Source organism: Arthrobacter rhizosphaerae, assembly GCF_023062595.1.
GTDB classification, from domain to species: domain Bacteria; phylum Actinomycetota; class Actinomycetes; order Actinomycetales; family Micrococcaceae; genus Arthrobacter; species Arthrobacter rhizosphaerae.
This window is the reverse complement of record NZ_JALLAN010000001.1, coordinates 223,461-248,012: the sequence shown is the minus strand read 5'-3', so window position 1 is coordinate 248,012 and position 24,552 is coordinate 223,461. Positions and strand designations below refer to the sequence as shown.

Sequence of the window (24,552 nt, the reverse complement as noted above, 5' to 3'; positions counted from 1 at the left end):
ATGGCACAGGACAAGGAACTTGAAAACGGCCCAAGCGGTAACAGGCGGGCCAGGAAGGCTCTGCCGGTGGATAGTTCCGGCAACGTCTATTCAGGCACCGCGGACCGTGTGGAGGACCGTCGTGGCGGCCCTCTGCCCGCAGAGCCGGTGCGGCCGTCGCAGGAGGCCGCACCGGCAGATTGGCCGGACGAGGACATCGTCGATGCCGAGATTGTTGACGGGACGGAGTCGCGGAGTTCCGCCAACGCCCGGCGCGAGCGTTTGCGGGACCGGGCCCGCGAGTTCTTCGGAGCGAGGACCCGGGCAAACCCCGATGGCCGGGAGCAGCAGCGCAGAGTTGACGAGGAGCGCGCTGCCTCCGATGGCGACGGCCTCGACGAGCGTGAACGACTGCTGAAGCTTCGCGCGGAAACCAAGCTGGCTGGTGAGAAGTACATGGAGACCCTCCGGGATTCCAAGCTGCTCGTGCCCGGGTTCAATGACCAAGAGCGCGAACACGAGTTCAACGCCATGCACGCGGTCTACATGCAGATGATGATGCAGAGCTGCCTCAAGCCGCTCACGCGCGGCGTGAATCCGAACTCGATCATCCAAGCCGCAGGCATGATGATGGCAATGCGGATGCTTTCCCCGGACTTCAAGAACGAGATGGAGTCGTACCTGCAGCCGTTCAAGGACAAGATCCACGAGCGCATGGACGCCCGAACCAGGACCGTCAGGGCTGGAGCTGAGAACTCGGCCGAGCAGTACAACCGGGTCATCGACCTGGGCACCGAGTCGAAGTTGAACAGGAATCCGGATCTGGCCGGTGACCAGGACTTCCTGGCACGCCGGGAGGGCAAGAAGCACGACCGCACGGACTACCTGTCGAAGAAGTGGCAGCGCCGCATGGAGAAGATGGAGCATCGTGACCGGGGCAGCCGCGAGACGTTCACACCTGACTCTGCGGCAATGACAGAGGTTGCATTGATGGAGAACGCGTTTTGGAAGATGCGTGATCCCGAACAGGACAGCAAGCAGATTCATGCCAGCTACAAGGCGATGCGTAAGCGGCTGCGCGGCCAGATGGACGAGGACGGATTGGACCGTGCTGAGGTCGTCAAGCGTGCACGGATGATCATCGGCGAGCGTATGGAATCAGAACCGGAGCTGCGTCTGATGTTCAACGGCGTGTCCCACGGCAGGATCGTCAAGGCTCCCCCGCACGAAGAGCGCATGGCGGGGACGGATCGCGTGCGCGAGGTGTGGACCGGCGAGTTTGACGATCACCTCGGCCGCAGGATCCCGGCAGACGGCATGTTTACCCTGCGCCAGCCGATGACGGCGGATGAGCATCAGGTCCAGCTGGCAGAGACCATGAAGGCCGCAATGCTTGACGGTGTCAACAAGGGCGGCCGCCAGGCGCTGGCGGGAAGCATGATGGGTTACATGGTCGGCTTCGCCGCAAAGAAACAGGGCCTTGATACCAGCGGACTGGACCCTCTCCTGCAGCAGCGTTTCGATCAGTCCGAAATCATGCTCGCGAGCATGGACATCGATGGAATCCCGGACGAGGAGCAGCAGCGGGTCTATTCAAATGCGTATGTCGACGCAGTCGAGCAGATCAACAAGGAGGACCCAGAGTTCGAACACGAATTGAGGCTGGCTCTCGGCGAGGACTGGCAGGGCCGGATGCGCGACGCGGTTGACCATCCGGCGGCGTTCTTCGCCGAACAGCGGATGCGGCCGAAGCCCTTCCGCCAGGGTCCCGGTCCTTCGGCCCAGCATGAAGGTGACGGGCCAGGGGCGCAGCGCGGGGCAGACGAGTACCAGCCGGCGTAAGCGGCAGACCGATAATAGGAAGGAATCACCATGAGCGACGATCAGCAGGTGGGGCAACAGGAGCGGTACGGCTCGCGACTCGCGCAGATGTTTGGATACATCACGCCAGAGGACCGGAGCCGCTGGGAGCAGCAGCGTGTTCAGAACAAGTCGACCGTCAACGCGACCAAGCAGGGCGCTAAGTCCTCGGTCGGCTCAATGATGGAGTTCGGCGATAAGAACATCAACGCAAAGCTCAACGCGGCACACAGGATCGCGGACCAGCAGCGGTTCGACGAATCGCACGACAAGATCGTGAATACGCGCCACGACCCGAAGACGAGGTCCATTATCGAATCGGTCGACTACGAGTACAAGGACGCCAGGGAATCTATCGATCCAGACTTTGAGCTCTAACCAACTGGTCGTGATAGACCTATCGATAGCTTTCCGATAGGCATATGTGTCGGATAGACTGATATCCAAGATAGAAGCGGATCACGAGGGACGTAAGGACAGGGTGTGGGCATGGAGACGACGGGGCATCCGCGCATCAGCAAGCGTGAATTCATTTCGAAGGTGGCCAGCCGCAGCGGACAGCCAATCCGGATCGTGAGTGAGGTGTACGAATCCCTGATCGGAGAGCTGACTGACTCGGTTCGTCGTGGAGATATTGTGATGCTCACCGGTTTTGGTCGCTTCTGCCGACAAACGCACAAGGGTCACAAGGTCCGCTTTGGCAAGAAGGACGTCGATGACTATTCGGTGCTGAAGTTTTCTGCGTCGCGCAGTATCAACCGCCGATTGGATTCAGATGACAACACCACCCTGACCGATCCGGAGATCTACGGCGTGATGGACGAGTTCGACGAGGCGGAAGAGCGCCTGCTCGAGGCTGCGTCTTAGACGACGTGAAACAGGCGGATAAAAAAGAAGAACCCCGGTGATGCGCAAGGCATCACCGGGGTTCTTCTGTGTCTGGCACGACCATTCTTGGCCGTGGTTTATCGACGCGATTCAGACAAGCTTGATGGCTGCCTTTTGACGGCGTTTGGTCGCTGCGTTGCGGATTTCCCGGGCAATACTCCAAGCGGCCGTCTCAGGGGTGCCATTGGCGGGATGGACATGATGCCCGATAGTACCAGTGATGCTTTCGCCTGCACGGGTAGTGGCATGCACGCGGTAGCTGCGCTGGTTGTGAACCGTGTAGGTCACTTCCAGCTCCAGCTGCACATCCCGGATGTGCTCCTGGGTCCTTAGAATTTTCCGAGTTGCCGCCAGGAACATCAGAGCTGCTGCATCTTCGATCTGTTGTGATGTGGGTTCGGCGTACCGTTTGCCACCGGCAGTGCCGGCGGTATTGATGGGGATCAGAGCAGGTTCAGTGGACATGACAGCTCTCATTTCGGACGTGGTTGGTTTCCCTGGTCGGAGCAAGACCCGGTCACAGCTTCGCTGTGACGTTCTGTAGCTTGCTATCCCGGATTACAGTCACGGGCCATTGTTTTGCTGCGGTACGCCGCTTCCGGCCTTGGCGGGATGGGTTTACGCTGTGCCCAGAATGTTTGAAGGTGTGCCTGCTGCGCTGCACCCTCCTGTAGACCTCGCTCTGGCGAAGGCCGTGGAGTCGATTCCGCATGGGGATGTGCTGACCGGCGGTTCCGTTTTCGAGATGAAATTTGATGGCTTCCGCGCAGCATGTTTTGTCGGCTTGAGTGACGTGTGGTTGTACTCGAGGCAAGGCAAGGATCTAAGCCGATACTTTCCGGACGTTTTGGCTGCTGCGGGTAAGCAGATTCCACCGGGCTGTGTCATTGATGGTGAGCTGGTGGTGTGGTCCGGGGACCGGTTGGATTTCGATGCACTACAGCTTCGCCTGGTGACGGCCAAAGCGGCACTTCCGGCGTTTGTGCATCAGAGTCCGGCCTCGCTGATAGCTTTTGATGCTCTGGCAGTGGCCGGGAATGATATCCGCGGATTGCCGTTCCGGGACCGACGCACTTTGCTGGAAGAGCTGGCGCGTGAATGGGTACCGCCATTGAATCTGTCGCCGGTGACCAAGGACCGGGCGGTGGCGGAGACCTGGCTCCAAGAAATGCCGGCCACTGGTGTTGAAGGAATCCTGGTCAAGGGTGAGGCCCAAACTTATGAACCACGGCGCATCTGGCTAAAGGTCAAAAGCAGAAAAGTTGTAGATGTTGTTGTTGCTGCGGTCATAGGTCCGGCAACCCAGCCGCGAGGCGTGGTCGTGGGTTTGCCGTTGCATGGGCGATTGCGGATTGTCGGCCGATCCGGTCCCCTGTCGGCTCGTGCCGGACGGGATTTGGCCCCCTACCTTCGGCCGCCACAGGGGAAGCATCCATGGCCGGAAGAAATCAGCGAGAGGTCGCTCGATAGATTCACCAAGGAAAGCGGCAAGATACACCTGACTTTGGTGGAACCTCTGGTTGCGGAGGTCTCAGCCGACGTCGCCTGGTCGGGTCAGGCCTTTCGGCACTCGGTTCGCCTCGTGCGGGTCCGGCCGGATTTGCAGCCGGATGAGGTCAGCTTCCCGGCAGACTTCGAGCGGGAGTAATAGCCGCAGACAGGAAATGCCTTGCTTGCTACAGTTCAATCACGCTTGTCCTCTGACACGCCCGCATTCACTTCAAGCCATGCCGGATCCCGTCTGGGTCCTACACTGCACTCGTGAGTAATAAGGAATCAAAGAGTGGCTTTTGGTCAAATATGGGTGTCGAAACCTTTGGACCCGTGGGTGTACTGATCATCGGCTTCTTTTGGAATAAGTGGGCAGAGGGAAAGACCTGGGAAGAAAGTCTCAGCCTCGGTTTGTGGATTGCGGGCGCTGTCTTGGTCCTGGTCCTCTTTGTAAAGAGTTTCGCGGTTCAGGGCTGGCGGGAAGCCGTATGGGTGCGCCTCCCCAAGCGAATCTGGGGGCTAAGACTTACTACCCCGGAGGACCGGCAGAAGTTGATGAAGAATGGGTATGACGATCATGCCCAGGAAATTGAGTTACAGAGGAGCCGTGTTGGTTGGCCCAGTTGGTTTGTAAAGGCGACGCAGTGGCCCGGCTCGTTCTGGCTCTACAACAACGGAGCGCCCGTCCGTAATGTTCGGATTGAAGCCGATCCGGAGTACTTCAACATCGGTAAGCTCTCCGCCTGGCCTAACGAGACCTTTGATGCGATTGGCAGACAGTTCGAGGGTGCGGTTACGGAGAAGGGTCTTGAAGAGGGCGTCACCTTCACAGTCACCTGGATTGATAGCACTGGAGCTCCGCAACTGGGAAAGACCACTGCTCCCCCGGACCGGCTCATCCATCCTTCCTCCTAGTCGAACATGCAGGAATGGTTGATGATCAGCTGTCAACCACGATGAAGATCGCGACAAGGATAGCGACAGGGATGAGCAGCACGCCAGCCCCGGCAATGACGTGATCCCAGCCGAAGGGCGAACTGAGCCAGGTGGTGAATCCCGTCCATAGGCCGCCGACAAAGGCCGCAACCTGGCTGAAGAATCCGGTGCTCCAGCCGATGACGGTTGCCAGTGATACCCCGCCGACCAGACAGAGGCCTACGATTGCCCGTGTGCTTTTGAACATGGTGGGTCTCCTTACTTCCGGTCTTCGAACAGCAGGTAGTACATGCCGATGTGGGGTATGACGAGTACGGCGAGGGCCGCCCAGGCCCGTCGCGGGTCTTCGAGAAGCACTCAGCAATGAACAGAAACGACGTTGAATGGTCAGTCGAACGCAAGATCCGACTCTGTGGACAAGGGCTGGTCGACGCCCCGGCCGGCGCGCGGTGTCCGGTCCTGCCCGGCGGTCGGCTGACGCTGCGCTGCCAGCTGGTCCAAGGTAAAGCCGAAGGGGCGTCCGAGTCGCTGGCCGGCGATCCTGTAGACCTCGCTGTCCCGACGCGCCCCGATGGCGACGATTTCGCGCCGGGTGATTCCATGGGGTTGCTCTGGGCGGATGTCCCGGGAAACGATCCGCAGCGGTGGCTTCTCGTAGGCGTCGGCTCCGACGTAGGTTGTATCGCAGTCTGATAGATCTGCGAAATGGGGATTGTAATCCAGCGGCTTGGTCGGGTGGCGGCGTCCGTTGAGCCGGTGCAGCATCACGATGGTGGCCTCCAGCAAGGCCTCGTCCTTACCATGCGGATGCTTGAGCGCCCGCTGGTTCAGCTGCTCAATGTCGCCGCGCGCCCCTGGTGTGAGATGGACCTTGATGCGCAGGCCGTTAGTCATCGTCACGCGCCTTGCGGAGCATGGATCGGGCTGGCTCCCCCAGCTCATCGCCGAGCTCGTCCAGCGTTATGCCCGGGTCTCGGGACGCGTCAGCATCTTGGATACGGTGCAAAAGCTCGGACTGGAAGGCGTGCTCCTCGCGGACAGCGTCTGCATGGTCGCGCTTCAGCAGGCGGACGAAGGCTGCGAACGGGATGATCGCGGCTTCGGGGACGTTGTCGTCACCGAAGACCAATGGCTCGGTCTCACCGTCGCGGTAGCGCTCGATCAGCGAACTGAGGTGCGCTGCGGTAATTCCTTCGGTCGGAGCGACGTTTACGGAGAACTTCGGGAGTGTCGTGTCGGGCTGGTCAGTGGCGGCGTTGTCGTCAGTCATGGTTCCAGTCTATTCGGGGTGGAATGGTTTGTCAGTGTCTCGTATATGACCATTCCCGGTGATTCGGCAATGGAATTCGAGAGGTGTGGAATGTTCAGAGGAACAAGCAAAGCCCGTGCACAGACCCCCATCGGGGTCGGTGCACGGGCTGAAGCCAGAGTGCGGGTCAGAACTCGTCTGACTCCGGGGCTACGTCGAATACGGGCAAGCCGAGAGCCTGCCAGGCACGGATCACCCTGGGGCGGTCCTCAAGTGCCAGCCGGACGTCGTAGTGGCCGCGGATGAATGTCTCGTAGATCTCGGTCTTGACGATGTCGTCGGGCCTTGAATCGCCTTGTCCGCGCATGAACAACGGAGCTCGGGCGGTCCAGTCCCCCACGTGCTCGACGAGCCAGGCATAGGTGGCATTTCCTATGTTGACACCGTGGTCCTCAATGATGGGCCGCCCGGAGCAGAACAAGATCTCGAATCCGGCATCACGCAGTGCGCGGACCGTGTCGATCACCGGCTGGTTGGGAAGGTCCCAGGAGACGAGCCGGTACTCGTGGTGAGGCCGGATGAGGCTACCGTCGGGCAGGGTGTGCGTAGCAACTGTCCCGTCGATGTCGACGATGACGGCAGCAGGTCTGCTCGGGGTCATAATCTCTATTCTTTCTGGTGAGGACATCTCCGTTATTAAGGAGTTTGAGGTTCGACTGATTTCTTGTCCTTCGTCCCGGAATCAGTTGTTCGCCGCTGGGCCATCGCCATTACGTGATCCCGGTAGGAGACTTCAACGGCACCTTTTGTCACTGCCAATCGACGCTTTGATTCGGTGACGTCGAAGTGCTCTTTCCACGTTCCCCGGTGCTGGATGTACTTCGGTTGCAGTCCCAGTGCAACGGCGAAGGTGATCAGTTCCTCGGTGCTGTCCGCGGTCATATGGCACCAACGGGATTCATGAACGAGGGAACCTGAGCGGACCTTGGCCGGGATGTAGGCATTGTCAACGTAGACGGTCATTCCGCACCGCTCTTCAGCAGCTGGTGGATGCCGGAGCCGAAGAGCGGATTGGTGACGGGGCTTCCCACCTTTGCTGTTTTAGTCATGGGTTGCTCCCTCCAGTGGGGACGTGCGGGCCGGTTGTTCGGTCTGGAGTTCGGCGAGCCAAAAGTTCTCACCGGGCTGGATGAGTCCCTTTTCATGGCCATGGCAGGTCAGCTCCAGGCTGCCGTTCCAGGTGTGTGGACCCTGAGAGATGGCAGTGCCGGGCGGTACGTCCAACGGGGCGTGCTTGTGACCGTGGAAGTCCCGGCAGCCGGACTCGTCGTCGTTCGCCAGCACGAGCGTGCAGCATTCGCAGAGAATGAAGGTCGTGTTGGCCATGGTTATCCCTCGTCGCCTTCGTCGTCGTACTTGCTGACATATCCGGTGAGGAAGTTGGCCTGGATCGGATCGAAATCGTGTTGGTCGATGAATTCCTCGTGGTACTCACGCGGGTCCCGGTCTCCGGGGCGCGGCCGAACAAAACCGATGGCGTTGGCGATCCACTCCAGCTCGTCCGCTCCTGACCACTCAGGCTTCGTGCCGAGCCCGAGTGCGATGGCGTCGACGATGTCAGTGTCTGTAGTCTCTCCCGGGTTCCCGTTGGTCCGGGACAGCGGCTTGCTGTAGTCCCGAATGAAGCCCATGGCCTGCAGGACCGTTTCGGGCAGGTAGTACGCGTTCCAGATTGCATCGGCCGCTTCGGTCGGGGCGTCGCCGCCGGAGAGTCCGCCCGAGATGTGGAGTAAGTAGCCGGCGATCGTGATGGTGTTAGTTTCGCTGGAGTCGAGCGCTTCTTCGAGGGCGTCAATGATCTGCAGGCCGGTCTTCCGGGTGATTCCCAAGGTAGGTAAGCCGTCTGCGTCCAGGTGCACCGCAGGGTCGAAGTCTTCAACGAGTTCTTCGAGCTGTGATTCCGGGTCATCGAACGCGAAGAGTTCGACGTCGATAATCTCGTTGATCATCTGGCGGCCGACTTCGAACGCCGGCGGCTGTTCGCGGTTGGCGGGAACGGCGATGGTGGCGGTGAGCATGCTGGATCCCATGGGGTCTCCTTGTGGATTAGAGGGTTGGCTGCGTGGCGGGAGCCCGGCTTAGGCGAATGTGTTGTGTGACGATCACTCCGATGGAGTGAGCATCCCGGCCCTCGGCGAGGTCATCGCAGCGAGTCCAGGAGCTCCTCAGCAAAGTCGTTGTCGTAATTCTCGGAGGCGGCGTCCTCGAGCGAAGCCTCTGGGTGCTCCAGGAAGTGGAGCCCGGCGTTGACGACGAGGTTGATTGCGTCGCGCAGCAGCTCGTCGCCGTCGTCCCGGGCGATTTCGAGAACCTCATCGGCGGCTCGGTTGAACGCGGTATTGATGCGTTCGTGTGTCGCGGCGTGCGGTTCATTGGTCCGGTCGAGGATCTGCTGGATCTCGTCGGAGAGAGCAGATCGGCCTTCATGGTAAGCGTCCCAGGTCTCGTGCTTGCCGGGGACTCTGTATTCGACGCTCTCGCAAAGCCGCCGGGCTTCATCGAGCACCGCCTGAGCCCTGGCCGAGATCTGCTCTTCCTCAAAGTGGTGAAGCTCGCGGGACTGAAGTTCCTGGCGGGCTCCTTCGATGGAGCTGACAAGACGCTCCCACTCGTCGAGAGACATGTGGATCTTCCCGTCGTAGAACGAGGTCATACCAGAAGACCCGGTGGCGGCAATGAGCCGTTTCTTCAATTGGTCCAAGCGCTGGGTATCGACGGTCTCGTGGGGCATGACAGCTGTTCCTTTGTTCCGGGGTGAAGGAAGAGATTCGGCTCGACTGGCCAGTGCTATGCAGCATCCACTTCCTGGTTGGCGAGGTGTTCGCGCCAGAGCGTGGTTGTCAGAGCAATTGCGTAGCAGGTGAACAGGAAGTGGATGTCGTATTCCCGCAGGTTCCATTCACAGGTGTCGGAGCCGACGTGTTCCTCGTTCTCCTGCAGCCACTTGTGTGCCTCGGATTCACTGTCGGCGTGCCAGCGTGCGTCGTCGAGGATTTCCTGGCGGCGCGTGGCCGGCGACTGCTCAGCGATCTCGGTGTCTCCGATTTCATACCAGTCGAACTCTTCGATGAGCCTGTCGTGCTGCTCGTCGGAGATGCCCTCGGTGCTCCAGAGGTGGTTTCTGGCCTCGTTCCGGGCCTTCGTAAGGTCTTCACGGCTTGAGCGAGCGAGGGTATATGTGTCGAATGCGCCGCTATGGCTGACCTTCTCCTGTGCAGCCCAGTACGCCTTGAGGCTGGTCTGCATCACCTCGTTGTCGAGGCCTCGCAGCTCGTGGACCTTTTTCACGAGCGCGAGCTGCTTTTCGTGAATGGTCTGAGCTTCGTCGCCGAGGGCTTCACTCTCTTCGAGGTGTTCGCGCACCAGCTGCAAGAAGATGTCGGGGTCGTACTTTTTCACCTCGTGGGACCGTCCGCCGCAGAGCTTCTCGGCCCAGTAGCGCACGTCGATGCTTGGTGCGCCATCGGAGTAATATCCTTCGCTCCGGCCCGCGATCGTGAAGAACTCGAGCATGTCGGGCTCTCGGGTGAAGACATGGCCGTCGGCGATGTCACCGCTGGTGGCGAGGTGACCGGGCCACGTAGTGACGTCCCAGCTCCACATGCGGGTGCCGGGGGCCTGGACGCGCAGGTGGCGGTACAGACCATCGTCGTGGTGAGGATGACGGTGGCCGGCATGAGGAAGGTCGCAACGAGGGCGGCGAGGCGCTGGTCGTCGGACAGGACGCGTTCGGGGATGTGGCCAGGAGCGTCAAAGAACGACTCGGCACGCTCGATCAGGCTGGCACGGCGGGCCTGACGGGTCGGGAAGTGCTCTGCAACGGTTTGTCCGGGGCCGTATTGGGTGACGACCGAGAAGAGGACAGCGGGGGCAGCAGTCTTCTTCTTCGTTATGCTCATGTAGATCTGCACACCCCAGCGGCGGCAGAGCTTGGAGATCGCATTGACGACGGCATCGGAGGCGGTTTCCCACTGCGATACGTGGGACTGGTACAGCTCGTGAATCTCGTTCGCACGGGAAGCATCGACCACGCCGGCCACGACGTCGGAGGCTGTGAGCAGCTGTTCACACATACGCAGCCGAAAGGCAGGTGATGGGTAGTGGTCGTGAAAGATGATTCTGTCGTTGTGACAGATAATCAGGTCGTAGGTGGTGTCGGGGCCCGGTACGAGCTCGTCGGAGTCGACCTGGGTTCCAATGGTGGTCATGGCATGCTCCTTCGAAGCTGCGGTGGATCAAGAGGGGTGTGCGAAGAAGAAGGCGCGGACGTTCCGTCCTCCCCGGTCAGGGAGGAAGTGGAGCGTCCGCGCCTTCTGCGGTCATCGGTCAGACGGCCTCGGGGACCGGCAGCTGATCACCGACGGAGCCAGCGGCATCGTCGTCGACCATGAGGTCCGGGTCGATACCCTGGGCACGCAAGGCGTTCTTCTCGTCGCGCTCGGTCAGAGCGTTGACGATCTGCTCGTAGCTGCTCTGAATCGGCGGGTTCTTTACCGTGCCGTAGGAGAGCACGTACTGGCTCTTCATGGCGCGGGTAAAGGCGACGTAGAACATCCGCTTGGTGTCCTGGCTCATCTGCGTGTCCTCCTTGTAGAGGACGACGACGTTGTCGAACTCGAGACCCTTGGCACCGTGGATCGTTGAGACGACGAGGTCGGCTTTGGACTCGAGGTTCTTCCGCTTGCGCTCCTGGTTTTTCTGCTTGTTCACGTTCAGCTTTTGCTGGTTGCGAGCGATCTCGAATCCCAGGAGGTTGTCTCGCAGGCGGTCGAAGAACGCCTTGTGCGGCAGCGTGCCCTGGTTGCACAGGGCGACCCAGCCGTTGATCGTGGCGCTGTTCTCTACCCACCACTGCGAGATGGTGAGCAGAATGGCCTTCTCCACGGCAGGGCTGCCAGCGTTCTTCGTCAGCTTGCCCATGTTGTCCTTGATCCCCTGGGAGACCACGAACGAGGCGTTGGCAGGCTGGACCTGCAGGACGTCGTTCCAGTAGAACTTGATGTACTTCGAGAAGATGTCCGTGGCGTAGACCCGGTCGCTGACGAGCGATGCGACGTGCTTGTTCGGGTATGCCTTCTCGAGCACTTCCTGGATCAGCGCGACCTCCCGTCGTGAGTAAGCGAGGAAAGCCACCTGCTCACCGCGGTCGAGGCAACCCTGAACGTAGTCCGGGATCACCGTGTTGCGCACGATTGGCTGCAGATCCTGAGTAACGAAGGTGCCGATCCGAGGCAACTCGCGGTAGTCGAGCTTGACCTTCGCTTGGAAGGAATCGGCTGTCGGGACCGCGAGCGAGTTCGCCTGCAGCTGGATGTTGGCGAACTGGTTGGTCTCCAGTCCACCGAGCACGACGTTGGCGAAGTCAAGGATCTCCTGGTTGCTCCGGTAGTTGGTCGTGAGCCGGAAGGTCGCGAAGACTCCCGAGCCCTCCAGCGTGTTGAGCGCCCTCGGGTTGGCCGAGCGGAACTCATACAGCGTCTGGCTGGCATCGCCGACGATGAAGAGCGACTGTGCGTGCTTGGTGATGTACTTCAGCACGTAGATGAACTCGAACACCGAGTTGTCCTGGACTTCGTCGATGATCAGGTACTTGCTCTGCACGTGGGCAGGCTCGACCATGTCGTCGATCTTCTGGTAGCAGATGATGATCTGCAGTTCCAGGGACGTCTGCTGGATCTGGTCCAGCAGCGCGATCACCTCGTCAAAGTGGTTCTCGACGTAGGTGTTCAGTGCCGTGAACGCGCCGGTCTTGTTCTGGTCGACCTCCAGCAGGCGATGACGGAACGTCGCTGCGAACTGGTTGTTCGGGTAGAAGATGTCGATCGAGTTGATGATCGTGTCGATCGCCGAGACCTTGTGGGTCGGGTGGTTCATCGAGTAGATGTCGATGATCTTCTTGGCGATCGTCATCGAGCCGACGTTCGGGTTCTTCTCAGTGATGTTGTCGGCCGCGGCGTTCGTGAAGCTCAGCACCGTGATGTCCGAGGCGGGGACGCCGCAGGCTTCGAGGTACTTGATGCGCTCGAGGATCACCGTGGACTTGCCGGTGCCCGCGCCGGCCTGGGTCATCACCAGGGGCTCATGCGTGGTGAGTGCGTCAAGCTGCTGCTTGGACAGGTGCGCCGGCAGGACCGGAGGCGTTACCGGCTGTGTCGGGGTCACCAGCTGGCTCTTCATCCGGTCAAGGTGGTCGAGCGTGTGGTTCATCAGCAGGCTCAGGTTCTGCTTGGACAGCTTCGCCGCGATTTGCTCGGAGAAGGTGGCGTCCAGCTGCTGGTGGATCCGGCGGTAGGCTTCCAGCGGAACGTTGTAGTTCTCCAGGTAGCGAAGCTGCACGGCGAGCATGTTCAGCTGTTCTTCACTGGGGCTGGCCGGCATGTCCAGCACGTACTGGCAGACCTCGTCGGCAATCGCTTCGGAGTCCCAGACCTGGGCGAGGCGGGTGATGCGCTCGTGGATCGGGTACTCGTCCATCCACTCGGCGAGTTCGTCGAGGTTTGAGGCGGTCAGCCCTGCCGATGCGAGGACGTCTTCGATGAACCCACGGGCGTTCTCGGAAGGGCTGGTGTCCCACTGCAGGAGCACGGCAGCATCGTGGTTGCCGTATCCGTTCGAGTGGGCAACCGAGGTCGCGCGCTCGGGCTCCACCAGGCCCTGCTTGAAGAAGTAAAGCTCCATGCGGTACTGGATGACGAGGTCGCGGGCCATCTTGTCACCGGACTTGTCTTCGTACAGGGTCAGGCCCTGCGGGATCATGTCGAAGACGACGTCCCAGTCCTGGATCTTGCTGGCAGAAACATCGACGGAGAAGCAGTCGTCAACGTGTGGCACCGGCAGGGTAAAGGAGCCGCCCGAAAGGAGCGCGCGGCGCGTGATCGGGGCCAGCGGCACCGTGGAAGTCGTGATCTCGTGCTGGGTCGAGCTCTGCTTGACCTCAATGTCCCGCGCGATGGCGTAGGCGGTGTTGGTTGCAGTGTTGATCGGACGCAGGGCCTCATTGAGCAGCCCGGTCTTCTTGCCGGATCCGGTCAGCTTCGAGGAGAAGAACTTCGGGTCGGCAGCCTTTTGGGCAGCGACGGCAGCTGCGGAGAGGTCGATGTCATCGAGCAGGATAGGCATGGTGTCGTCTTTCGTCGGACGGATCAATAGGTGAGTCGAGAGATATTTGATTGGGGAGTCGTATCACCATTGTGACAGAGTCGTGTGATGAGTCGAATGCTCGTAGATGAGCAGTTGGGTCGTTTGGGTGCAGGTTTGAACACGGGAGGGCTCGCGTCTGACGACGAGCCCTCCCGTGTTCCTCTCAACCCACCCGTCAGGGGCCGTAAGGCCCCTGAGTCCGGGGGCACCGGCGTCAGCCGTGCAGCCCCGGACACCGCGCGCTACCCAGGCGCACGGTCGTCCATTACCGGCTCACTCTTTGGGCGAGCCCGGAGGGGAGTCGACCTTGTCGATCTCCCAGGGATTGGCCTTCACGAGGGATCCGGAAGGATCGACCTCGATCAGGCCGAGCATGAGGGCGAGTTCACGGCAGTCGGCCGGACTCGCGGAATGGGCGGCGACCCGAAGCCGGGCCTTGTCAGAGAGCTGGGTGGTCTTATGGAGCAATTGCTCCCGGGCCGAGCCGGAGGCGGGGACAGTGACGGTCATGAGGCCTTCTCTTCCTGTGCAATATGAGATGCAGACGCACGAACGCCCCTGCCTGGAATGTCCAGAGCAGGGGCGTTCGAGGAATCGGAGCCCGGATCAGTCGATGGCCGACGTTTCCGGTTCCTCGGAGGGAGCGATCACCGGGGCGGCAACCAATGCGGCAGCCGAGGAAGCAGTCCGGGTCTGGGCGGCGAGAAGTCGATCCTCGATCCAGACCCGGACTGCTTTTCCTGCCGGTCGTGCACCCTGGGAGTCGACGAAAGTTCGCTCGGCGACCGCGTGTACCTCGTCGTCAGGCATCGACGTGGGCAGAGCCTGCGCCAGCCGGGGCTTGACGTCCAGGATCCGTTCACGCTGGCGGACGTAGTCAGCAGCCATGATGTTGCGGTAGGTCTCCTCATCAATGGGATTGAATCCCACTACCAGGGAGAACCGTCCCAGCAGTTCCGCGTCGAAGTGCTCACTCAAGGCCTTCGTAAGGCTCTTGTGAGAGACCGCAGTCGGGGCAGACCCGAATCCGATGTGACTGCCGCTGAGAGCCTCCCGTGCGGCATTGGTCGTGCAGATGACCAGGGCCTTGGAAAAGTCCAGCAGCTTACCGCGGGCGTTGCGGATGTACCCCTCGTCAAATGCGGAGAGGAACAGCCGCTGCACGGCCTTGTCAGCCTTCTCGAACTCGTCAAGCAGGATCACCCGGTGCGGGTTGGATTCGAGAGTGTCGAAAGGCAGCTCCTGGTTGGAGTCGGATCCGACATACCCCGGAGGGGACCCGATGATCTTGGAGGTCGACCACTCGGAGTGGAACTCGGTCATGTTGAGGATGATCGGCTCGGTGCCGGTCATCTGCTCTGCGATGATCTTTGCCGTCTCGGTCTTTCCCACCCCCGATGCTCCGGCGAGCATCCACGTCGTAGGGGTCTTGGTCGGGAACAGGTCCAGTTCTTCGCGGGCCAGACGGTCCACGAGTTTGTCGAGTACGTCAGCCTGTCCCTGCAGGCGGTTCATCAGGGTGCCGCGCAGTGTCGCAACGTCGAAGTCCGGGCGCTGCGCGTTGCCGGTCATCAGCCGCTTGGCCACGTCCAGGACACGCTTGGCCGTGAGCGGCACCCGCGGGATCGACCGGAGAGTTGCCACGAGGGCGGTGTCGCCGGCGGCCTCGGCCTGGACGATGAGCTTCTTCTGTTCCAGGACCCGGTCTGCCATCGCGCGGTCAAGCAGCGTGATGGCGTTGTCGGGGCGGTGCTGTCCGGCACGGGAGTTCTCTTCGGCGATCCTGACCGTTTCGGTCAGGACGTCATCGGCGACCATGATCTTGTGGTTGTAGTGGGCCACCAGGCCTGGGCGAACCGTCCCCAGGACAGCGAGCGTCTGTTCGACGGTCAGCTCATCGACGATGAGCTGGGTGAAGCGTCGTGCGAAAGCGGGGTCATCATCGAAGGCCCGGGACTCGTTCGAGGTGGTTGCGCCGATGACATGCATGTCGCCGCGGGCCAGCGCAGGCTTGAGGATCTGCGAGATCAGCCGCGCCTCATGGCTGCTGCCCGTGCTGGATCCGCCGGTGATCTGGTGGATCTCGTCGATGAACAGGATGACCTTGTTCTTGGGGTCTGAGACGAAGGCGACGATGGCCTGGACCTTCTCCTCGAGCTGGCCGCGGATGCCGGATCCGGCGATCAGGTTCGTGATCGGCAGCTCGTAGACAGTGTGGCCCTTGAGCTGGTCGGGGATGAGGGTATCGCCCAGCTCGATCCGGCGGGCGATGTCCTCGACGATCCTGGTTTTGCCGACGCCGGCGGAGCCTTTGAGCAGTGCATTCGGCTTGTTCTTGCTGATCAGCACTGAGAGGACCTGCTCGATGAGCACATCGCGGAACAATGTCGGGTCGGCGTTCTTGAACTTTTCGTTGTAGTCGACGAGGAGCTCCTTGGCTACGTCGTCGTCCTGATTGTTGCTGGAAGCGTGAGCACCCATTGGCGGGAAGCCCGGAGGTGTGCCGCCGCTGTTGTTCTTGTCATCGTCGGAGCCCGACGTGAAGTTGCTGAGGCCCATCTCGGGTCCCTCCTTTGGTATGCGCCCGGGTCGAAGAAGCGCTGGGTGGGCGCATCACAGGATCCCGGGCAAGGGGTACGGGTAGGTATGAGGTGAGAGTCGTTGGGAATCAGGCCGAAGAGACGCCGACCGGATGAAGCCGATCGACGTCTCTTCGGGGACAGCTGTTGGCCGGGTCAGATGACCATGCCAAGCAGCTTCTGGCGAATGCTCGCGTCGATGTGCTGCATCGCGTTGGCGTAGTCCTCAGCGGATCGAACCATGTACTTCCAGTCCATGGCAGAGCACGGCGCGTAGTAGAGATTCGCGGGGTGCTCTTCGCGCCTGGAAGGCGGCGACCACTCGAAGTCGGTGATCATCAACGAGAGCTGTCGCTTGCGCTTCGGCGAAGCGTTGATGTAGTCCCAGACCTGCTTGAACTGCGTCCCGCCGGTGACCTTGGGTACCTTGCGGAATTCCTGCCAGATCTGCCGGGTCGATTTGTTCTCCACCTTGAGCAGCGTCTCCTGCGAGAGGATGTGGCTGAACGAGTTGAAGTACAGGTTGACGTTGAGTTTCTTGGCGATCCTGATCAGCATCAGCACCGCCTCCTGGTAGTTCTCCTCGGAGATCGAACCGGAGGTGTCGATGTAGATGTGCAGGTCGGGCATGTACTGCACCGAGGTGATCCGGCCGGGCTTGTTGAAGTCGTCCGGGTTGCGACGGTTGGCCTTGAGGAAGGTCGTCTTCGTCGTTCGGTAAATGTTCTGGGACTTGTTGACCTTACCCATGCGGCGCAGCACCCGGGTGATGTCCTTGAACAGATCCAGCTTGCTGGGCGGCTGCTTCCGGAACTTTACCTGGGCCGATCGTGAGCCCGGCTGGCCTGGCTGCTGCTTCGCGCCCATGGCTGCAGCCTTGGCTGCAGCGCGCGGAAGCGAGGTGAGCTTGGACAGCGATGCGTTGGAGACGACCTTGACCGGCGATGCCAGGGACTGGTTGATCAGGTTCCACTCAGTGGTGACCTTCGAGGACGTGGCCCGGGCATGGGCTTCGACGTTGACGAGGACCAGTGACCGCGGGCAGAACAGCTCTCCGAGGGTGAAGGGCATGATTCCGGTGTCGACCACCGCAGGCAGTTGGCCCGTGGATGCCTGCTTGCGCTGCTGTTCGACGTAGTTCATGAGCATCCGGATGACCAGGCGGGCGAATGAAAACTCTTCATTGCCATCGGAGTCGTCCTTGCGCAGCAGCAGCGACTCGGTCAGACCCTTGAGCGAAAGGTTCGCAAAGTCATTCAGCAGTCGGAGAGTGTCCGGCGGCATGATGCTGGCACCGGCCATGCTCTGAACCTGCTGGCTCAGCCAGATCTTGAAGCCGTCGAATGCCGCCGAGGACTGGAACCAGAATCCGAGCGTGTTCGGGTGGTACGCGTAGGCCACAGATGCGAAGAACGCGCTCTCGTCCGCTGAGCCTGCGAGCAGTCCCTTGGCTGCGGGGATGACGTCGTTTTGGGCGGTGTAGAGGACCCGGGCTGAGGGTGCGGGCCACTTGTTCCGCTGTCCGGCCTGGACAGCAAACAACTCCCCCACAGGCAGAGGTGTGCCCTGGTCATAATTGACCATGGTCTGCCCCAGCAGCTCTTTGGCTGTTTTCTCGGCGTTGGGGTCCATCGAATCCCCGAGGCAGCGCAGGATGAGGTCCTGGACGTCTGCGGTGATGTCCTTGCCGGAGCCGTCGGTGATGCTTGCCGGAGCACCGGGATTCAGCGGTTCGAGCAGCGGATCGATGAGGACTTTCTGGACGGCCGGCATGGGGTCGTAGTCGCCGGTGCACGAGATCGTGTGCAGGGCGTCGAGCACCGCCGGCTTCTGGTTCGTGACGGTGATCGTCATGTTGAGATCTCCTTCTGCTGTTTGAGGCGACTGCGGTCAGTCATCGGTGATGGCGTGGGATGCCCCGGGAGATAGCACCGGGGCATCCCACGCTGGCCTTGGCCGGGTTCGGCTCAGAGGAAAGCCGACAATGACGGCTTGACCGCGGTGACGATCGGCGTGTCGATCTCGAGGAAGGACTCCAGGTTCTGACGGTCGATCAGTCCGGTGGTCACCAGCTCGAAGAGCGTGCGTGTGTGCTCCGGTTCGATCTGCGTCGCCGCCTGGGCCAGCTGCTCGATGAGCCGGGCGTTGTCATCGGTCTCCTTCAATGCGTACAGCAGCGATCCGGAGACCTCGTTCTGGGTCAGGGTCGCGATCTGTGCGGCGAGGTCGGTGACTGTACCTGCGGTTTTGAGGCCCGCGTAGCAGTTCGGCCTCGGCACGTTCACGCGGTTCCGCGTCGGGCCGCCCGAGTTCGATGCAAGGTCCTCGGCGATCGTCGCCACCAGCTGGGTGGTGAACATGGTGTCCCCGGTGAAGGCCTCGATTGCCTCGTTGAGCAGAGTGGTGTCGCGGCTGTCGATCTGGACCGGGGTCGCGAGGTGGCTCGCCAGTTCCTGACGGTCGACACGGTTCAGCCACCGCGAGAGGTAGTCGATGGTGCGTGGCGTGGTGAGCTGGTTCATCTCTTCGCCGCCGTCGAACAGCTCGGCCATGGTGACATTGCCGTTGTCATCATCGTCGTCGCGGCCGTCGGCCACGATGGCGTTCGGCGTCGACTTCTGGAAGATGAGGCCCGGGTGCTGGGTGAGCACCTTTTTCACCCAGGGGTTCATGTCGCCAAGGACGGACATGAGCGTCGCGGCGTCGGGCTCCACGTGGAAGATCGCGAAGCGTGAGAGGCTCGCCTCGTCCAGGGTGGTGACGTTGCCCTTGTCGTTGCCGGCTACGACAATGCGGACGTTGCTCGGCAGATCGATGTGACCCATGCGGCGCAGTGTCACCAGGGTCAGCGCGCCCGAGGTCACGTCCGAGGTGGTTCGGTTGATCTCGTCGAGGAACAGGATCGGCCATTCGCGCGGATTGGCCAGTGCGTAATCGATGGCTTCCTGGATGACCTGGTGGGGGTAGAACACCTGCTTGAAGCTTTCGGTTCCGTCGTTCTTGGTGTACGGAACCAGGCGCGCGCCGGTGAGGTCGGCCTTGTCAGCAAGCTGGTTGCAGGGCAGGACGAAGGCCTTGGTGCCCATCGAGTAGGCCAGGGCCTCGACAAAGGAGGACTTGCCGATGCCGGGCTCGCCCATGAGTGCAGGTGTCGCGCCGACCTCAAGGGACTGCTGGATGAGGGTCGTCAGGGTGTCGTTGAACTTCATGATGATGTCTTTCTGGTCGTGGGCGAGCTGAGATCAAGCAGGAGAAAAAGACGAGAGGACGGTATGTGGTGCCGTATGCACGGATCGGAAGCAGGGCCCCGAGGCCCGGTGGAGGTGGCGGTGGAGCCCCGCTGCACACCGCCACTTCATCCCCGATCGGGCTCCGCCCGATCCAGTACTTCCCACAACACCTGCCGACAGGCGTTTCCCCAGAGACTCACCCCGCTGCTGCGGATGCCTCACGTGCCGCCACCAGGGCAGCGGCACGGTCAAGGAGGAATGGCCTGCCGTTGCGCATCTGAGAGTGTTTGGGCCGGGGTTTGATCACCTTGAGCGAGGTCTGGTACAACAGCCAGGCTTGATCTCCGATGGAGAACTCGGCCCCGAAGGAACGATAAGTGCGCAGTGGAAGCTGCATCCCGGTGTAAAGCACTCCGAGGACGGAAAACTCCCAACGGGAGAAGTCGTTGTCGAAGTCCTCGGGGGTCTTCAGGCGGTCAAGGGATCCAGCCAGTGTCTGCTTGATGATGGCTTGGGCGTATGGGATGTCGGGCATTTCTCCGTCGGTGCCAACCTCGGTCGCCGAGACGCTGAGGCTGGGCCGGGCCTTGGCTGCCAGATCCGCATAGAGATCCTCAACAGTGGAGAACCGGGACGGAGCGGGCAGAGCCGCGACGTGCTTGACGATGCGGTCAGGGACCGGGGACCGCGTGAAGGTGCACCAGTGGTCAAGGAGGATCTCGTACCAGCCGTGCTCTTCACGAAGTACGCGCTTTTCGGCGGCCACGGGAAAGTCGTGGAGGTTTTCGGGCAGGGACGCGATCAGGTGGAATCCCTTGCCGGACATGGACAGCTCGGAGTAGAGGATACCGGGCAGCCGCAGGATGTCCGCGGCCACGTCCGGCGGGCATCCCGGTTCGACGTCGATCACGATCAGGCCGTCGGCTTGGGCCTGCAGGTAGAAGGCGGCGTTGGCCGCATTCGGCAGCGCGCCCGTGAGGTCCTTGAGTGTGAGCAGGCAGGTGGAGTCAAGGGCGAACGCACCGCGCAGCGGGCCGACGTGGCGGCAGCCGGCGTTACATCCGTCGAGGAGGTGGCGCACGTCGATCGGGGCCTTGCGGCCCGAGTCCTCGTCGTCGAGCTCGCCGAGCTGACCGGAGATGGTCCATCGACAGGCGGTCGCCAGAGCGCGGATCGCGGGGTTGTCGTAGAACTGCGGGAACCATGCCCGTGGGTCGGGTGAGGTCATCGTGGGGCGCACGCTTTCGTTCGGCGGGAGAAGGGGTCTGAAAAAGACAAGACCCCCGTACTGCACGGATGCCAGCACGGGGGTCTTGTCGATGGTTGGGGTTGCCGGTTTTGGATCAACCCTGGTAGGTGATCCCCGCCTGCTGGCCGCCGGCGTCGCCGGAGCCGTTCCACGGGCCCTGGGCCGAAGGCGCACCGACGGCTGAGCCTGCGTTCTTCAGCGCAGCATTCTCGGCCTCGAGTCGGGCGAGCTTCTGCTCAGGGGTCTCGACCTGAGCCTGCGGCTGGACAGCCGGAGCGGCAACTTGGGGAACGGTGGCAGTCTGTACCGGGGCCGCCTGGACCTGCGCGGGAGCCTGCACCTGTACAGGTGCAACAGCAGCCACCGGGGCCGGGAAGGACAAGCCATCCTCGACATCGGTGCCTACAGGCTCCTCGCCGTTGCCGATGGCAGAGTCGGAGCCTGCCTGCGCCTGCACCGCACGCGGCGGGGCATTGAACACGATCCCGCGGGCGGCGAGCTCGCCAGTGGCGACGCCGCCGGCGTTGTAGTAGCGCGGGGCCTCGTTCACGATTACCTGGTCGAGCGACAGGCCACGGTTGGCGAAGTTCTTCGGCTTGTAGACGCGCAGCACGAGCGTCACGTCCAGGCCCTGGGCGAGCTCCTGGCCGGAGGTGTCCTGATCGAAGGTGCCGTCACCCTTGTCGGAAGGGATGGCGATGATCGGCAGGTTGGTGCCCTTGGAATCGATCGAGTAGTTCGCACCCGTGTCCGGGTTCTTCTTGGAGACGTAGCGGCGCTCGGCGACGAACTGCTCCTCGATCGTCGGGTTCGCCGGATCGGCAAACTGGACCTCGGCTTCGGTGACGGTCGCGGTGGTGTGCGGCTTGCCCACGGGGCTCATGCCGTTCTGCACCTTGCGCTGGTCGCTGGCTGCCAGGGCCGCGCCTTCGATGAGGCTGGTGAGGCGTGCGAAGGCGAGCTTGCCCCGGATGAACACGCTGGTGCCCTCGGTGAGCTGGCTGGCGGAGATGGAGTAGTTGGCCATGGTGATGAGGTTCCTTCTGTTGAGGTGGTGCAATGGTCTGTGGAAGCCCGTTTGACTCGTCTATCGACTAGCTATTACCGCTCCTATTCTATCAAGATCGACTGGGCTATGAGTAGAATAGGAATGATGGATTCGACTGATCGCAGGTGATGAGGACAGAGGAGAGGCGACAGGAATGACGGATACGATTTACAAGCCCGAAGGCACGGAGACCGGGGCTGCTCCCCCGGCGCGGCCGGCTGCTGACCGCAGTGGTCGCGTTGGGCCCCTGGGATACGGGAATGGCCCGGTGCTCGCGGCCGGGATCATGGTTGGCGGGGCGGTACTTTTTGCAGGATGGGGCCTGACACAGATCCTCACGGCCGACGAGAGCGCAGCGAATGGTCCCGAAGCGGCAGCCGTCGCAGCAGAGGCCCAGGGCAGCAAAGAAGGCACCGTAACGGTGACCCTGCCGGACAAGGACGGAAATGGCATTGCGGACGAGCTTGAGCCGCCGAAGCCGGAACCACTGCCTGCAGTGCCTCCTGCGCGTGAACCGGACCCGAAGCTCACGACGGTGGTGTACACCATTCAGCCGAACGACACCCTCACCAAAATCTCCGGCGAGACAGGCGTGCCTATCGGGCACCTTGTCGAGGCGAACAAGATACAGAACCCGAACCTTATTTACGCCGGGGCGTCGCTTTTGATTCCGCCGGTGGGGTGATCGAAAGAGTTTGTTGCCTCGGGGATGGCGAAAGAGGCCCGGACGATGCTGATTTTTCAGCGAAGTCCGGGCCTCTTTCTATTGTGCGGGCGCTCAGCCTATGAATTTTCGAGCTGTTCCCGGAGTGTTCGAAGGCGAGCGATTTCGGCCTTCATGCGGTCGACGTCCGCGGTTTCGTAATCCTGCGGGTAGTCGAGCTTGTACTCGGAGAGCAGCTCGATCTTGGCGTCGATCAGCCCTTTCAGGTCGAAGCTGTCGAGGACCGCCTGGGCGAACTGGAGTAAGCCCTTTTCATGGGGGACACCGCTGCCCAAGGCCCAGCAGAGAGCCTCGAAACAGCTCTCGTCGTCCTCCACTGAGATGCCATGGGCGCTGATGACGTCATTGGCAGCCTCTTCGGCGGCATCCTCAACGGCTTTGCTTGGTTCAGCCATGATTAGGGGCCTCCTCTTCCTGTTGAGTCTCCGGAGCGGACGTTGGCGTCTGGATGGTGAGCCAGATCTGCATGGCTTCGACGGCGGTCGATATTTTGTCGCGCTGGCTCAGGTTCATCCATCCGACCGGCGTGAGTGTTTCGACTGTGAACTCGCCGGAATTGATTTCCAGTGCCCGGTAAAGGCCTGCACCGGAGACCTCGTAGATGGTCATCCCGGACCGATGAGTCTCGCGCGGACGCTCGTACTTAATGGGCAGGTTTGATGCGCGGAGAGAGAGGGTCATGGGTTGCTGCTCCTGCGGGTCGAAGATGTCGACAACGACCTGTGTCGCCTGGTTGCTGTTACTGGACGCACCTTTACTGATCTCGTTGCCTATGGGGATGGTGTCCGCGGCGCGCGCAGCGCAGCAGCGCACACCACGAAACAACACCCGGGACCGGCGTGAGCCGGTCCACGGCTGTTACCCATCAGCTCCTGGACAGAGAAGACCCCGCCTCGGCTGATGCCGGGCGGGGTCTGGATGTATTCAAAAAGGAAGGATCTGCTTCTCACGCTGCATCTGTATCAGCCGCGTCGCCAGGATCCTCGGCGGCGTCGTGCTTCCCGAGCAGGAAGCCGCGGGCTTCTCCGTTGGCCATCATGTCGCCGAGGTGGGCCAGGAGCACCGCTCTCTGGGTGGTCCGTCTGTCCTCGAGGGGGTCATACTCCCGCAGGGCGTGCATGTCGATGACCCAGCCGTTCTCGCGTGCCACGGCCTCCTTCAGTTCGGACCCCTCAGGGACTGCCATGCCGGTGTAGTCGTGGTCGAACTCCGCGGTGACGTCGAGTCGCTGGTTGGCGTAGTCGACATAGAGAGTGTCGCCGCGCAGCAGCCGGCCCTCGCGATCGAACGCTGAGAGGAAGACACGGTCAGCCCGCGTGGTGTTCTCCACGTGGACCGCAACGACGGACTCGTCGGTGAGGAAGTCGGTCTGATTCAGGCGCGCATGCGTCCTGGACCGGTCCTCGTAGCACCACATGAGCGTGCGGGCCTCTTCGAATCCTCGGAACTCGTCGGAATCGGATGCTCCGGGCCGCAGGGGGTTCATGGTGTGCTCCTTCACAAGGCGTGATCATGAGGTGTGGCAACCCGGCGATAGGTATGCATCGCCGGTCGGTGATTTCGATCATGCCACATGAATGGAAAACTTTCCACTCATGTGGCATCAGCGCCGGCACGAGCCTCAGAACAAGCTGTTTGTACCCCGGAAGGACGGTTCAGCCAGTTGGTCCGGTTTTATTTGTCGTGCGGGGCCTGTGGCGGATCATCAAGCTGTTCGCTCTTGCGGGCGAGCTCGACAATTGCCCGGATGCTGGATAAAGCATCGTTGCTCAGGCCGTGGACGCGCAGGGCGATCGTGCGCTCTTCGGGAGTCAGTTCGTCCTCGGCGGTCGATGCGGAGTCATCTTTGTCGTCATCCAGGAAGTAGGACAGAGGTACATCGAATGCGTCGGCCAGCGCCCGGAGGTGCTGGAGTCGGGGGTTCTCGGCCTGTCCGGTGCGCAGTTGTTGCAGATAGCTCAGCGACATCGTCGAGATGCCCCGCTTCTCCATCCTGTGGATGATCTCCTGCAGCGTGACGGGTCGGCCGTGGGGGCCGGCGGTCTGTGCGAACAGGCGTTCTAGTCGCTGAGCAATGCTCACGGAACTGGTCCTCCTCATGGACGCTGACATGGATCGG

At 61.6% G+C, this 24,552-nt stretch carries 28 protein-coding genes; 6 read left to right on the top strand and 22 right to left on the bottom strand.

What is annotated here, in order from left to right; translation table 11 throughout:
• From MU551_RS01340 to MU551_RS01330, 3 genes are all read left to right on the top strand, one after another.
• Positions 1-1,821 carry a hypothetical protein gene (locus tag MU551_RS01340; RefSeq protein ID WP_247040333.1) on the top strand — a complete coding sequence of 607 codons (1,821 nt, stop codon included), beginning with the start codon at positions 1-3 and terminating at the stop codon, positions 1,819-1,821.
• A gap of 30 nt (positions 1,822-1,851) precedes the next feature.
• Positions 1,852-2,217 carry a hypothetical protein gene (locus tag MU551_RS01335; RefSeq protein WP_157242206.1) on the top strand — a complete coding sequence of 122 codons (366 nt, stop codon included), beginning with the start codon at positions 1,852-1,854 and terminating at the stop codon, positions 2,215-2,217.
• Positions 2,218-2,328: 111 nt separating this feature from the next.
• Positions 2,329-2,706 (top strand): HU family DNA-binding protein, encoded by a 378-nt coding sequence (locus tag MU551_RS01330; protein ID WP_247040578.1) that lies wholly within the window; start codon positions 2,329-2,331, stop codon positions 2,704-2,706.
• 111 nt (positions 2,707-2,817) lie between these two features.
• Here the strand turns inward: MU551_RS01330 and MU551_RS01325 are convergent, their stop codons facing one another.
• Complete coding sequence (locus tag MU551_RS01325; protein WP_247040332.1) at positions 2,818-3,192, bottom strand: hypothetical protein; 375 nt, start codon at positions 3,190-3,192, stop codon at positions 2,818-2,820.
• A gap of 169 nt (positions 3,193-3,361) precedes the next feature.
• Between MU551_RS01325 and MU551_RS01320 the strand changes: the two genes are divergently transcribed.
• Together MU551_RS01320 and MU551_RS01315 are read left to right on the top strand one after the other, a co-directional pair.
• Positions 3,362-4,375, top strand: coding sequence for an ATP-dependent DNA ligase (locus MU551_RS01320; RefSeq protein WP_247040577.1), 1,014 nt, complete (start codon positions 3,362-3,364; stop codon positions 4,373-4,375).
• Between the two features lie 113 nt (positions 4,376-4,488).
• Entirely contained in the window at positions 4,489-5,133 is a 645-nt protein-coding gene (locus MU551_RS01315; RefSeq protein WP_247040331.1) for a hypothetical protein, read from the top strand.
• Positions 5,134-5,158: 25 nt separating this feature from the next.
• Here MU551_RS01315 and MU551_RS01310 read toward each other — a convergent pair whose 3' ends face one another.
• The 17 genes from MU551_RS01310 to MU551_RS01230 form a co-directional block, all read right to left on the bottom strand.
• Positions 5,159-5,401, bottom strand: a complete 243-nt coding sequence (locus MU551_RS01310) for a hypothetical protein (RefSeq protein WP_247040330.1) — start codon at positions 5,399-5,401, stop codon at positions 5,159-5,161.
• Between the two features lie 140 nt (positions 5,402-5,541).
• Positions 5,542-6,048, bottom strand: coding sequence for a hypothetical protein (locus MU551_RS01305; protein ID WP_247040329.1), 507 nt, complete (start codon positions 6,046-6,048; stop codon positions 5,542-5,544).
• Positions 6,041-6,424, bottom strand: coding sequence for a hypothetical protein (locus MU551_RS01300; RefSeq protein ID WP_247040328.1), 384 nt, complete (start codon positions 6,422-6,424; stop codon positions 6,041-6,043). The genes MU551_RS01305 and MU551_RS01300 overlap by 8 nt, the downstream gene beginning before the upstream one ends.
• Positions 6,425-6,590: 166 nt before the next feature.
• Complete coding sequence (locus tag MU551_RS01295) at positions 6,591-7,064, bottom strand: phosphatase domain-containing protein (RefSeq protein WP_247040327.1); 474 nt, start codon at positions 7,062-7,064, stop codon at positions 6,591-6,593.
• Between the two features lie 35 nt (positions 7,065-7,099).
• Entirely contained in the window at positions 7,100-7,426 is a 327-nt protein-coding gene (locus tag MU551_RS01290; protein WP_247040326.1) for a DUF4031 domain-containing protein, read from the bottom strand.
• 78 nt (positions 7,427-7,504) lie between these two features.
• Entirely contained in the window at positions 7,505-7,789 is a 285-nt protein-coding gene (locus MU551_RS01285) for a hypothetical protein (RefSeq protein WP_247040325.1), read from the bottom strand.
• A gap of 2 nt (positions 7,790-7,791) precedes the next feature.
• On the bottom strand, positions 7,792-8,493 hold the full coding sequence (locus MU551_RS01280; protein ID WP_247040324.1) for a hypothetical protein: 702 nt from the start codon (positions 8,491-8,493) through the stop codon (positions 7,792-7,794).
• A 110-nt stretch (positions 8,494-8,603) separates the two neighbouring features.
• Positions 8,604-9,194 carry a hypothetical protein gene (locus tag MU551_RS01275; protein ID WP_247040323.1) on the bottom strand — a complete coding sequence of 197 codons (591 nt, stop codon included), beginning with the start codon at positions 9,192-9,194 and terminating at the stop codon, positions 8,604-8,606.
• A 56-nt stretch (positions 9,195-9,250) separates the two neighbouring features.
• A complete protein-coding gene (locus tag MU551_RS01270; protein WP_247040322.1) occupies positions 9,251-9,862 on the bottom strand; it encodes a hypothetical protein in 612 nt (203 codons plus the stop codon).
• Positions 9,859-10,671, bottom strand: coding sequence for a hypothetical protein (locus tag MU551_RS01265; RefSeq protein WP_247040321.1), 813 nt, complete (start codon positions 10,669-10,671; stop codon positions 9,859-9,861). The genes MU551_RS01270 and MU551_RS01265 overlap by 4 nt, the downstream gene beginning before the upstream one ends.
• Before the next feature lie 118 nt (positions 10,672-10,789).
• A complete protein-coding gene (locus MU551_RS01260) occupies positions 10,790-13,582 on the bottom strand; it encodes a UvrD-helicase domain-containing protein (protein WP_247040320.1) in 2,793 nt (930 codons plus the stop codon).
• A gap of 294 nt (positions 13,583-13,876) precedes the next feature.
• The gene (locus MU551_RS01255) at positions 13,877-14,113 is read right to left on the bottom strand and encodes a hypothetical protein (protein ID WP_247040319.1); all 237 of its coding nucleotides are present in this window, start codon (positions 14,111-14,113) and stop codon (positions 13,877-13,879) included.
• 96 nt (positions 14,114-14,209) lie between these two features.
• Positions 14,210-16,162, bottom strand: coding sequence for an AAA family ATPase (locus tag MU551_RS01250; RefSeq protein ID WP_247040318.1), 1,953 nt, complete (start codon positions 16,160-16,162; stop codon positions 14,210-14,212).
• Between the two features lie 176 nt (positions 16,163-16,338).
• The gene (locus MU551_RS01245; RefSeq protein ID WP_247040317.1) at positions 16,339-18,036 is read right to left on the bottom strand and encodes a vWA domain-containing protein; all 1,698 of its coding nucleotides are present in this window, start codon (positions 18,034-18,036) and stop codon (positions 16,339-16,341) included.
• 113 nt (positions 18,037-18,149) lie between these two features.
• A complete protein-coding gene (locus tag MU551_RS01240; RefSeq protein ID WP_247040316.1) occupies positions 18,150-19,391 on the bottom strand; it encodes an AAA family ATPase in 1,242 nt (413 codons plus the stop codon).
• A gap of 217 nt (positions 19,392-19,608) precedes the next feature.
• Positions 19,609-20,640 carry a hypothetical protein gene (locus MU551_RS01235; protein ID WP_247040315.1) on the bottom strand — a complete coding sequence of 344 codons (1,032 nt, stop codon included), beginning with the start codon at positions 20,638-20,640 and terminating at the stop codon, positions 19,609-19,611.
• Positions 20,641-20,755: 115 nt separating this feature from the next.
• Positions 20,756-21,721, bottom strand: coding sequence for a hypothetical protein (locus MU551_RS01230; RefSeq protein WP_247040314.1), 966 nt, complete (start codon positions 21,719-21,721; stop codon positions 20,756-20,758).
• Positions 21,722-21,863: 142 nt separating this feature from the next.
• Here MU551_RS01230 and MU551_RS01225 point away from each other — a divergent pair, with 142 nt between their 5' ends.
• Positions 21,864-22,394 carry a LysM peptidoglycan-binding domain-containing protein gene (locus MU551_RS01225; RefSeq protein ID WP_247040313.1) on the top strand — a complete coding sequence of 177 codons (531 nt, stop codon included), beginning with the start codon at positions 21,864-21,866 and terminating at the stop codon, positions 22,392-22,394.
• A gap of 98 nt (positions 22,395-22,492) precedes the next feature.
• Here the strand turns inward: MU551_RS01225 and MU551_RS01220 are convergent, their stop codons facing one another.
• From MU551_RS01220 to MU551_RS01205, 4 genes are all read right to left on the bottom strand, one after another.
• On the bottom strand, positions 22,493-22,828 hold the full coding sequence (locus tag MU551_RS01220; RefSeq protein ID WP_247040312.1) for a hypothetical protein: 336 nt from the start codon (positions 22,826-22,828) through the stop codon (positions 22,493-22,495).
• The gene (locus MU551_RS01215) at positions 22,821-23,114 is read right to left on the bottom strand and encodes a hypothetical protein (protein ID WP_247040311.1); all 294 of its coding nucleotides are present in this window, start codon (positions 23,112-23,114) and stop codon (positions 22,821-22,823) included. Before MU551_RS01215 ends, MU551_RS01220 begins: the two co-directional genes overlap by 8 nt.
• 265 nt (positions 23,115-23,379) lie before the next feature.
• A complete protein-coding gene (locus MU551_RS01210; RefSeq protein WP_247040310.1) occupies positions 23,380-23,919 on the bottom strand; it encodes a hypothetical protein in 540 nt (179 codons plus the stop codon).
• A gap of 188 nt (positions 23,920-24,107) precedes the next feature.
• Positions 24,108-24,515, bottom strand: a complete 408-nt coding sequence (locus MU551_RS01205) for a helix-turn-helix domain-containing protein (protein WP_157242179.1) — start codon at positions 24,513-24,515, stop codon at positions 24,108-24,110.
• Positions 24,516-24,552 lie beyond the last annotated feature (37 nt).

Coding starts and splice junctions, on each gene's coding strand:
- MU551_RS01255 (WP_247040319.1), bottom strand. CDS start 14,113: ATGACCGTCACTGTCCCCGCCTCCGGCTCGGCCCGGGAGCAATTGCTC.
- MU551_RS01285 (WP_247040325.1), bottom strand. CDS start 7,789: ATGGCCAACACGACCTTCATTCTCTGCGAATGCTGCACGCTCGTGCTG.
- MU551_RS01300 (WP_247040328.1), bottom strand. CDS start 6,424: ATGACTGACGACAACGCCGCCACTGACCAGCCCGACACGACACTCCCG.
- MU551_RS01220 (WP_247040312.1), bottom strand. CDS start 22,828: ATGGCTGAACCAAGCAAAGCCGTTGAGGATGCCGCCGAAGAGGCTGCC.
- MU551_RS01235 (WP_247040315.1), bottom strand. CDS start 20,640: ATGACCTCACCCGACCCACGGGCATGGTTCCCGCAGTTCTACGACAAC.
- MU551_RS01215 (WP_247040311.1), bottom strand. CDS start 23,114: ATGACCCTCTCTCTCCGCGCATCAAACCTGCCCATTAAGTACGAGCGT.
- MU551_RS01310 (WP_247040330.1), bottom strand. CDS start 5,401: ATGTTCAAAAGCACACGGGCAATCGTAGGCCTCTGTCTGGTCGGCGGG.
- MU551_RS01240 (WP_247040316.1), bottom strand. CDS start 19,391: ATGAAGTTCAACGACACCCTGACGACCCTCATCCAGCAGTCCCTTGAG.
- MU551_RS01245 (WP_247040317.1), bottom strand. CDS start 18,036: ATGACGATCACCGTCACGAACCAGAAGCCGGCGGTGCTCGACGCCCTG.
- MU551_RS01325 (WP_247040332.1), bottom strand. CDS start 3,192: ATGTCCACTGAACCTGCTCTGATCCCCATCAATACCGCCGGCACTGCC.
- MU551_RS01250 (WP_247040318.1), bottom strand. CDS start 16,162: ATGGGCCTCAGCAACTTCACGTCGGGCTCCGACGATGACAAGAACAAC.
- MU551_RS01335 (WP_157242206.1), top strand. CDS start 1,852: ATGAGCGACGATCAGCAGGTGGGGCAACAGGAGCGGTACGGCTCGCGA.
- MU551_RS01295 (WP_247040327.1), bottom strand. CDS start 7,064: ATGACCCCGAGCAGACCTGCTGCCGTCATCGTCGACATCGACGGGACA.
- MU551_RS01275 (WP_247040323.1), bottom strand. CDS start 9,194: ATGCCCCACGAGACCGTCGATACCCAGCGCTTGGACCAATTGAAGAAA.
- MU551_RS01290 (WP_247040326.1), bottom strand. CDS start 7,426: ATGACCGTCTACGTTGACAATGCCTACATCCCGGCCAAGGTCCGCTCA.
- MU551_RS01305 (WP_247040329.1), bottom strand. CDS start 6,048: ATGACTAACGGCCTGCGCATCAAGGTCCATCTCACACCAGGGGCGCGC.
- MU551_RS01265 (WP_247040321.1), bottom strand. CDS start 10,671: ATGACCACCATTGGAACCCAGGTCGACTCCGACGAGCTCGTACCGGGC.
- MU551_RS01340 (WP_247040333.1), top strand. CDS start 1: ATGGCACAGGACAAGGAACTTGAAAACGGCCCAAGCGGTAACAGGCGG.
- MU551_RS01210 (WP_247040310.1), bottom strand. CDS start 23,919: ATGAACCCCCTGCGGCCCGGAGCATCCGATTCCGACGAGTTCCGAGGA.
- MU551_RS01260 (WP_247040320.1), bottom strand. CDS start 13,582: ATGCCTATCCTGCTCGATGACATCGACCTCTCCGCAGCTGCCGTCGCT.
- MU551_RS01320 (WP_247040577.1), top strand. CDS start 3,362: ATGTTTGAAGGTGTGCCTGCTGCGCTGCACCCTCCTGTAGACCTCGCT.
- MU551_RS01280 (WP_247040324.1), bottom strand. CDS start 8,493: ATGGGATCCAGCATGCTCACCGCCACCATCGCCGTTCCCGCCAACCGC.
- MU551_RS01330 (WP_247040578.1), top strand. CDS start 2,329: ATGGAGACGACGGGGCATCCGCGCATCAGCAAGCGTGAATTCATTTCG.
- MU551_RS01225 (WP_247040313.1), top strand. CDS start 21,864: ATGACGGATACGATTTACAAGCCCGAAGGCACGGAGACCGGGGCTGCT.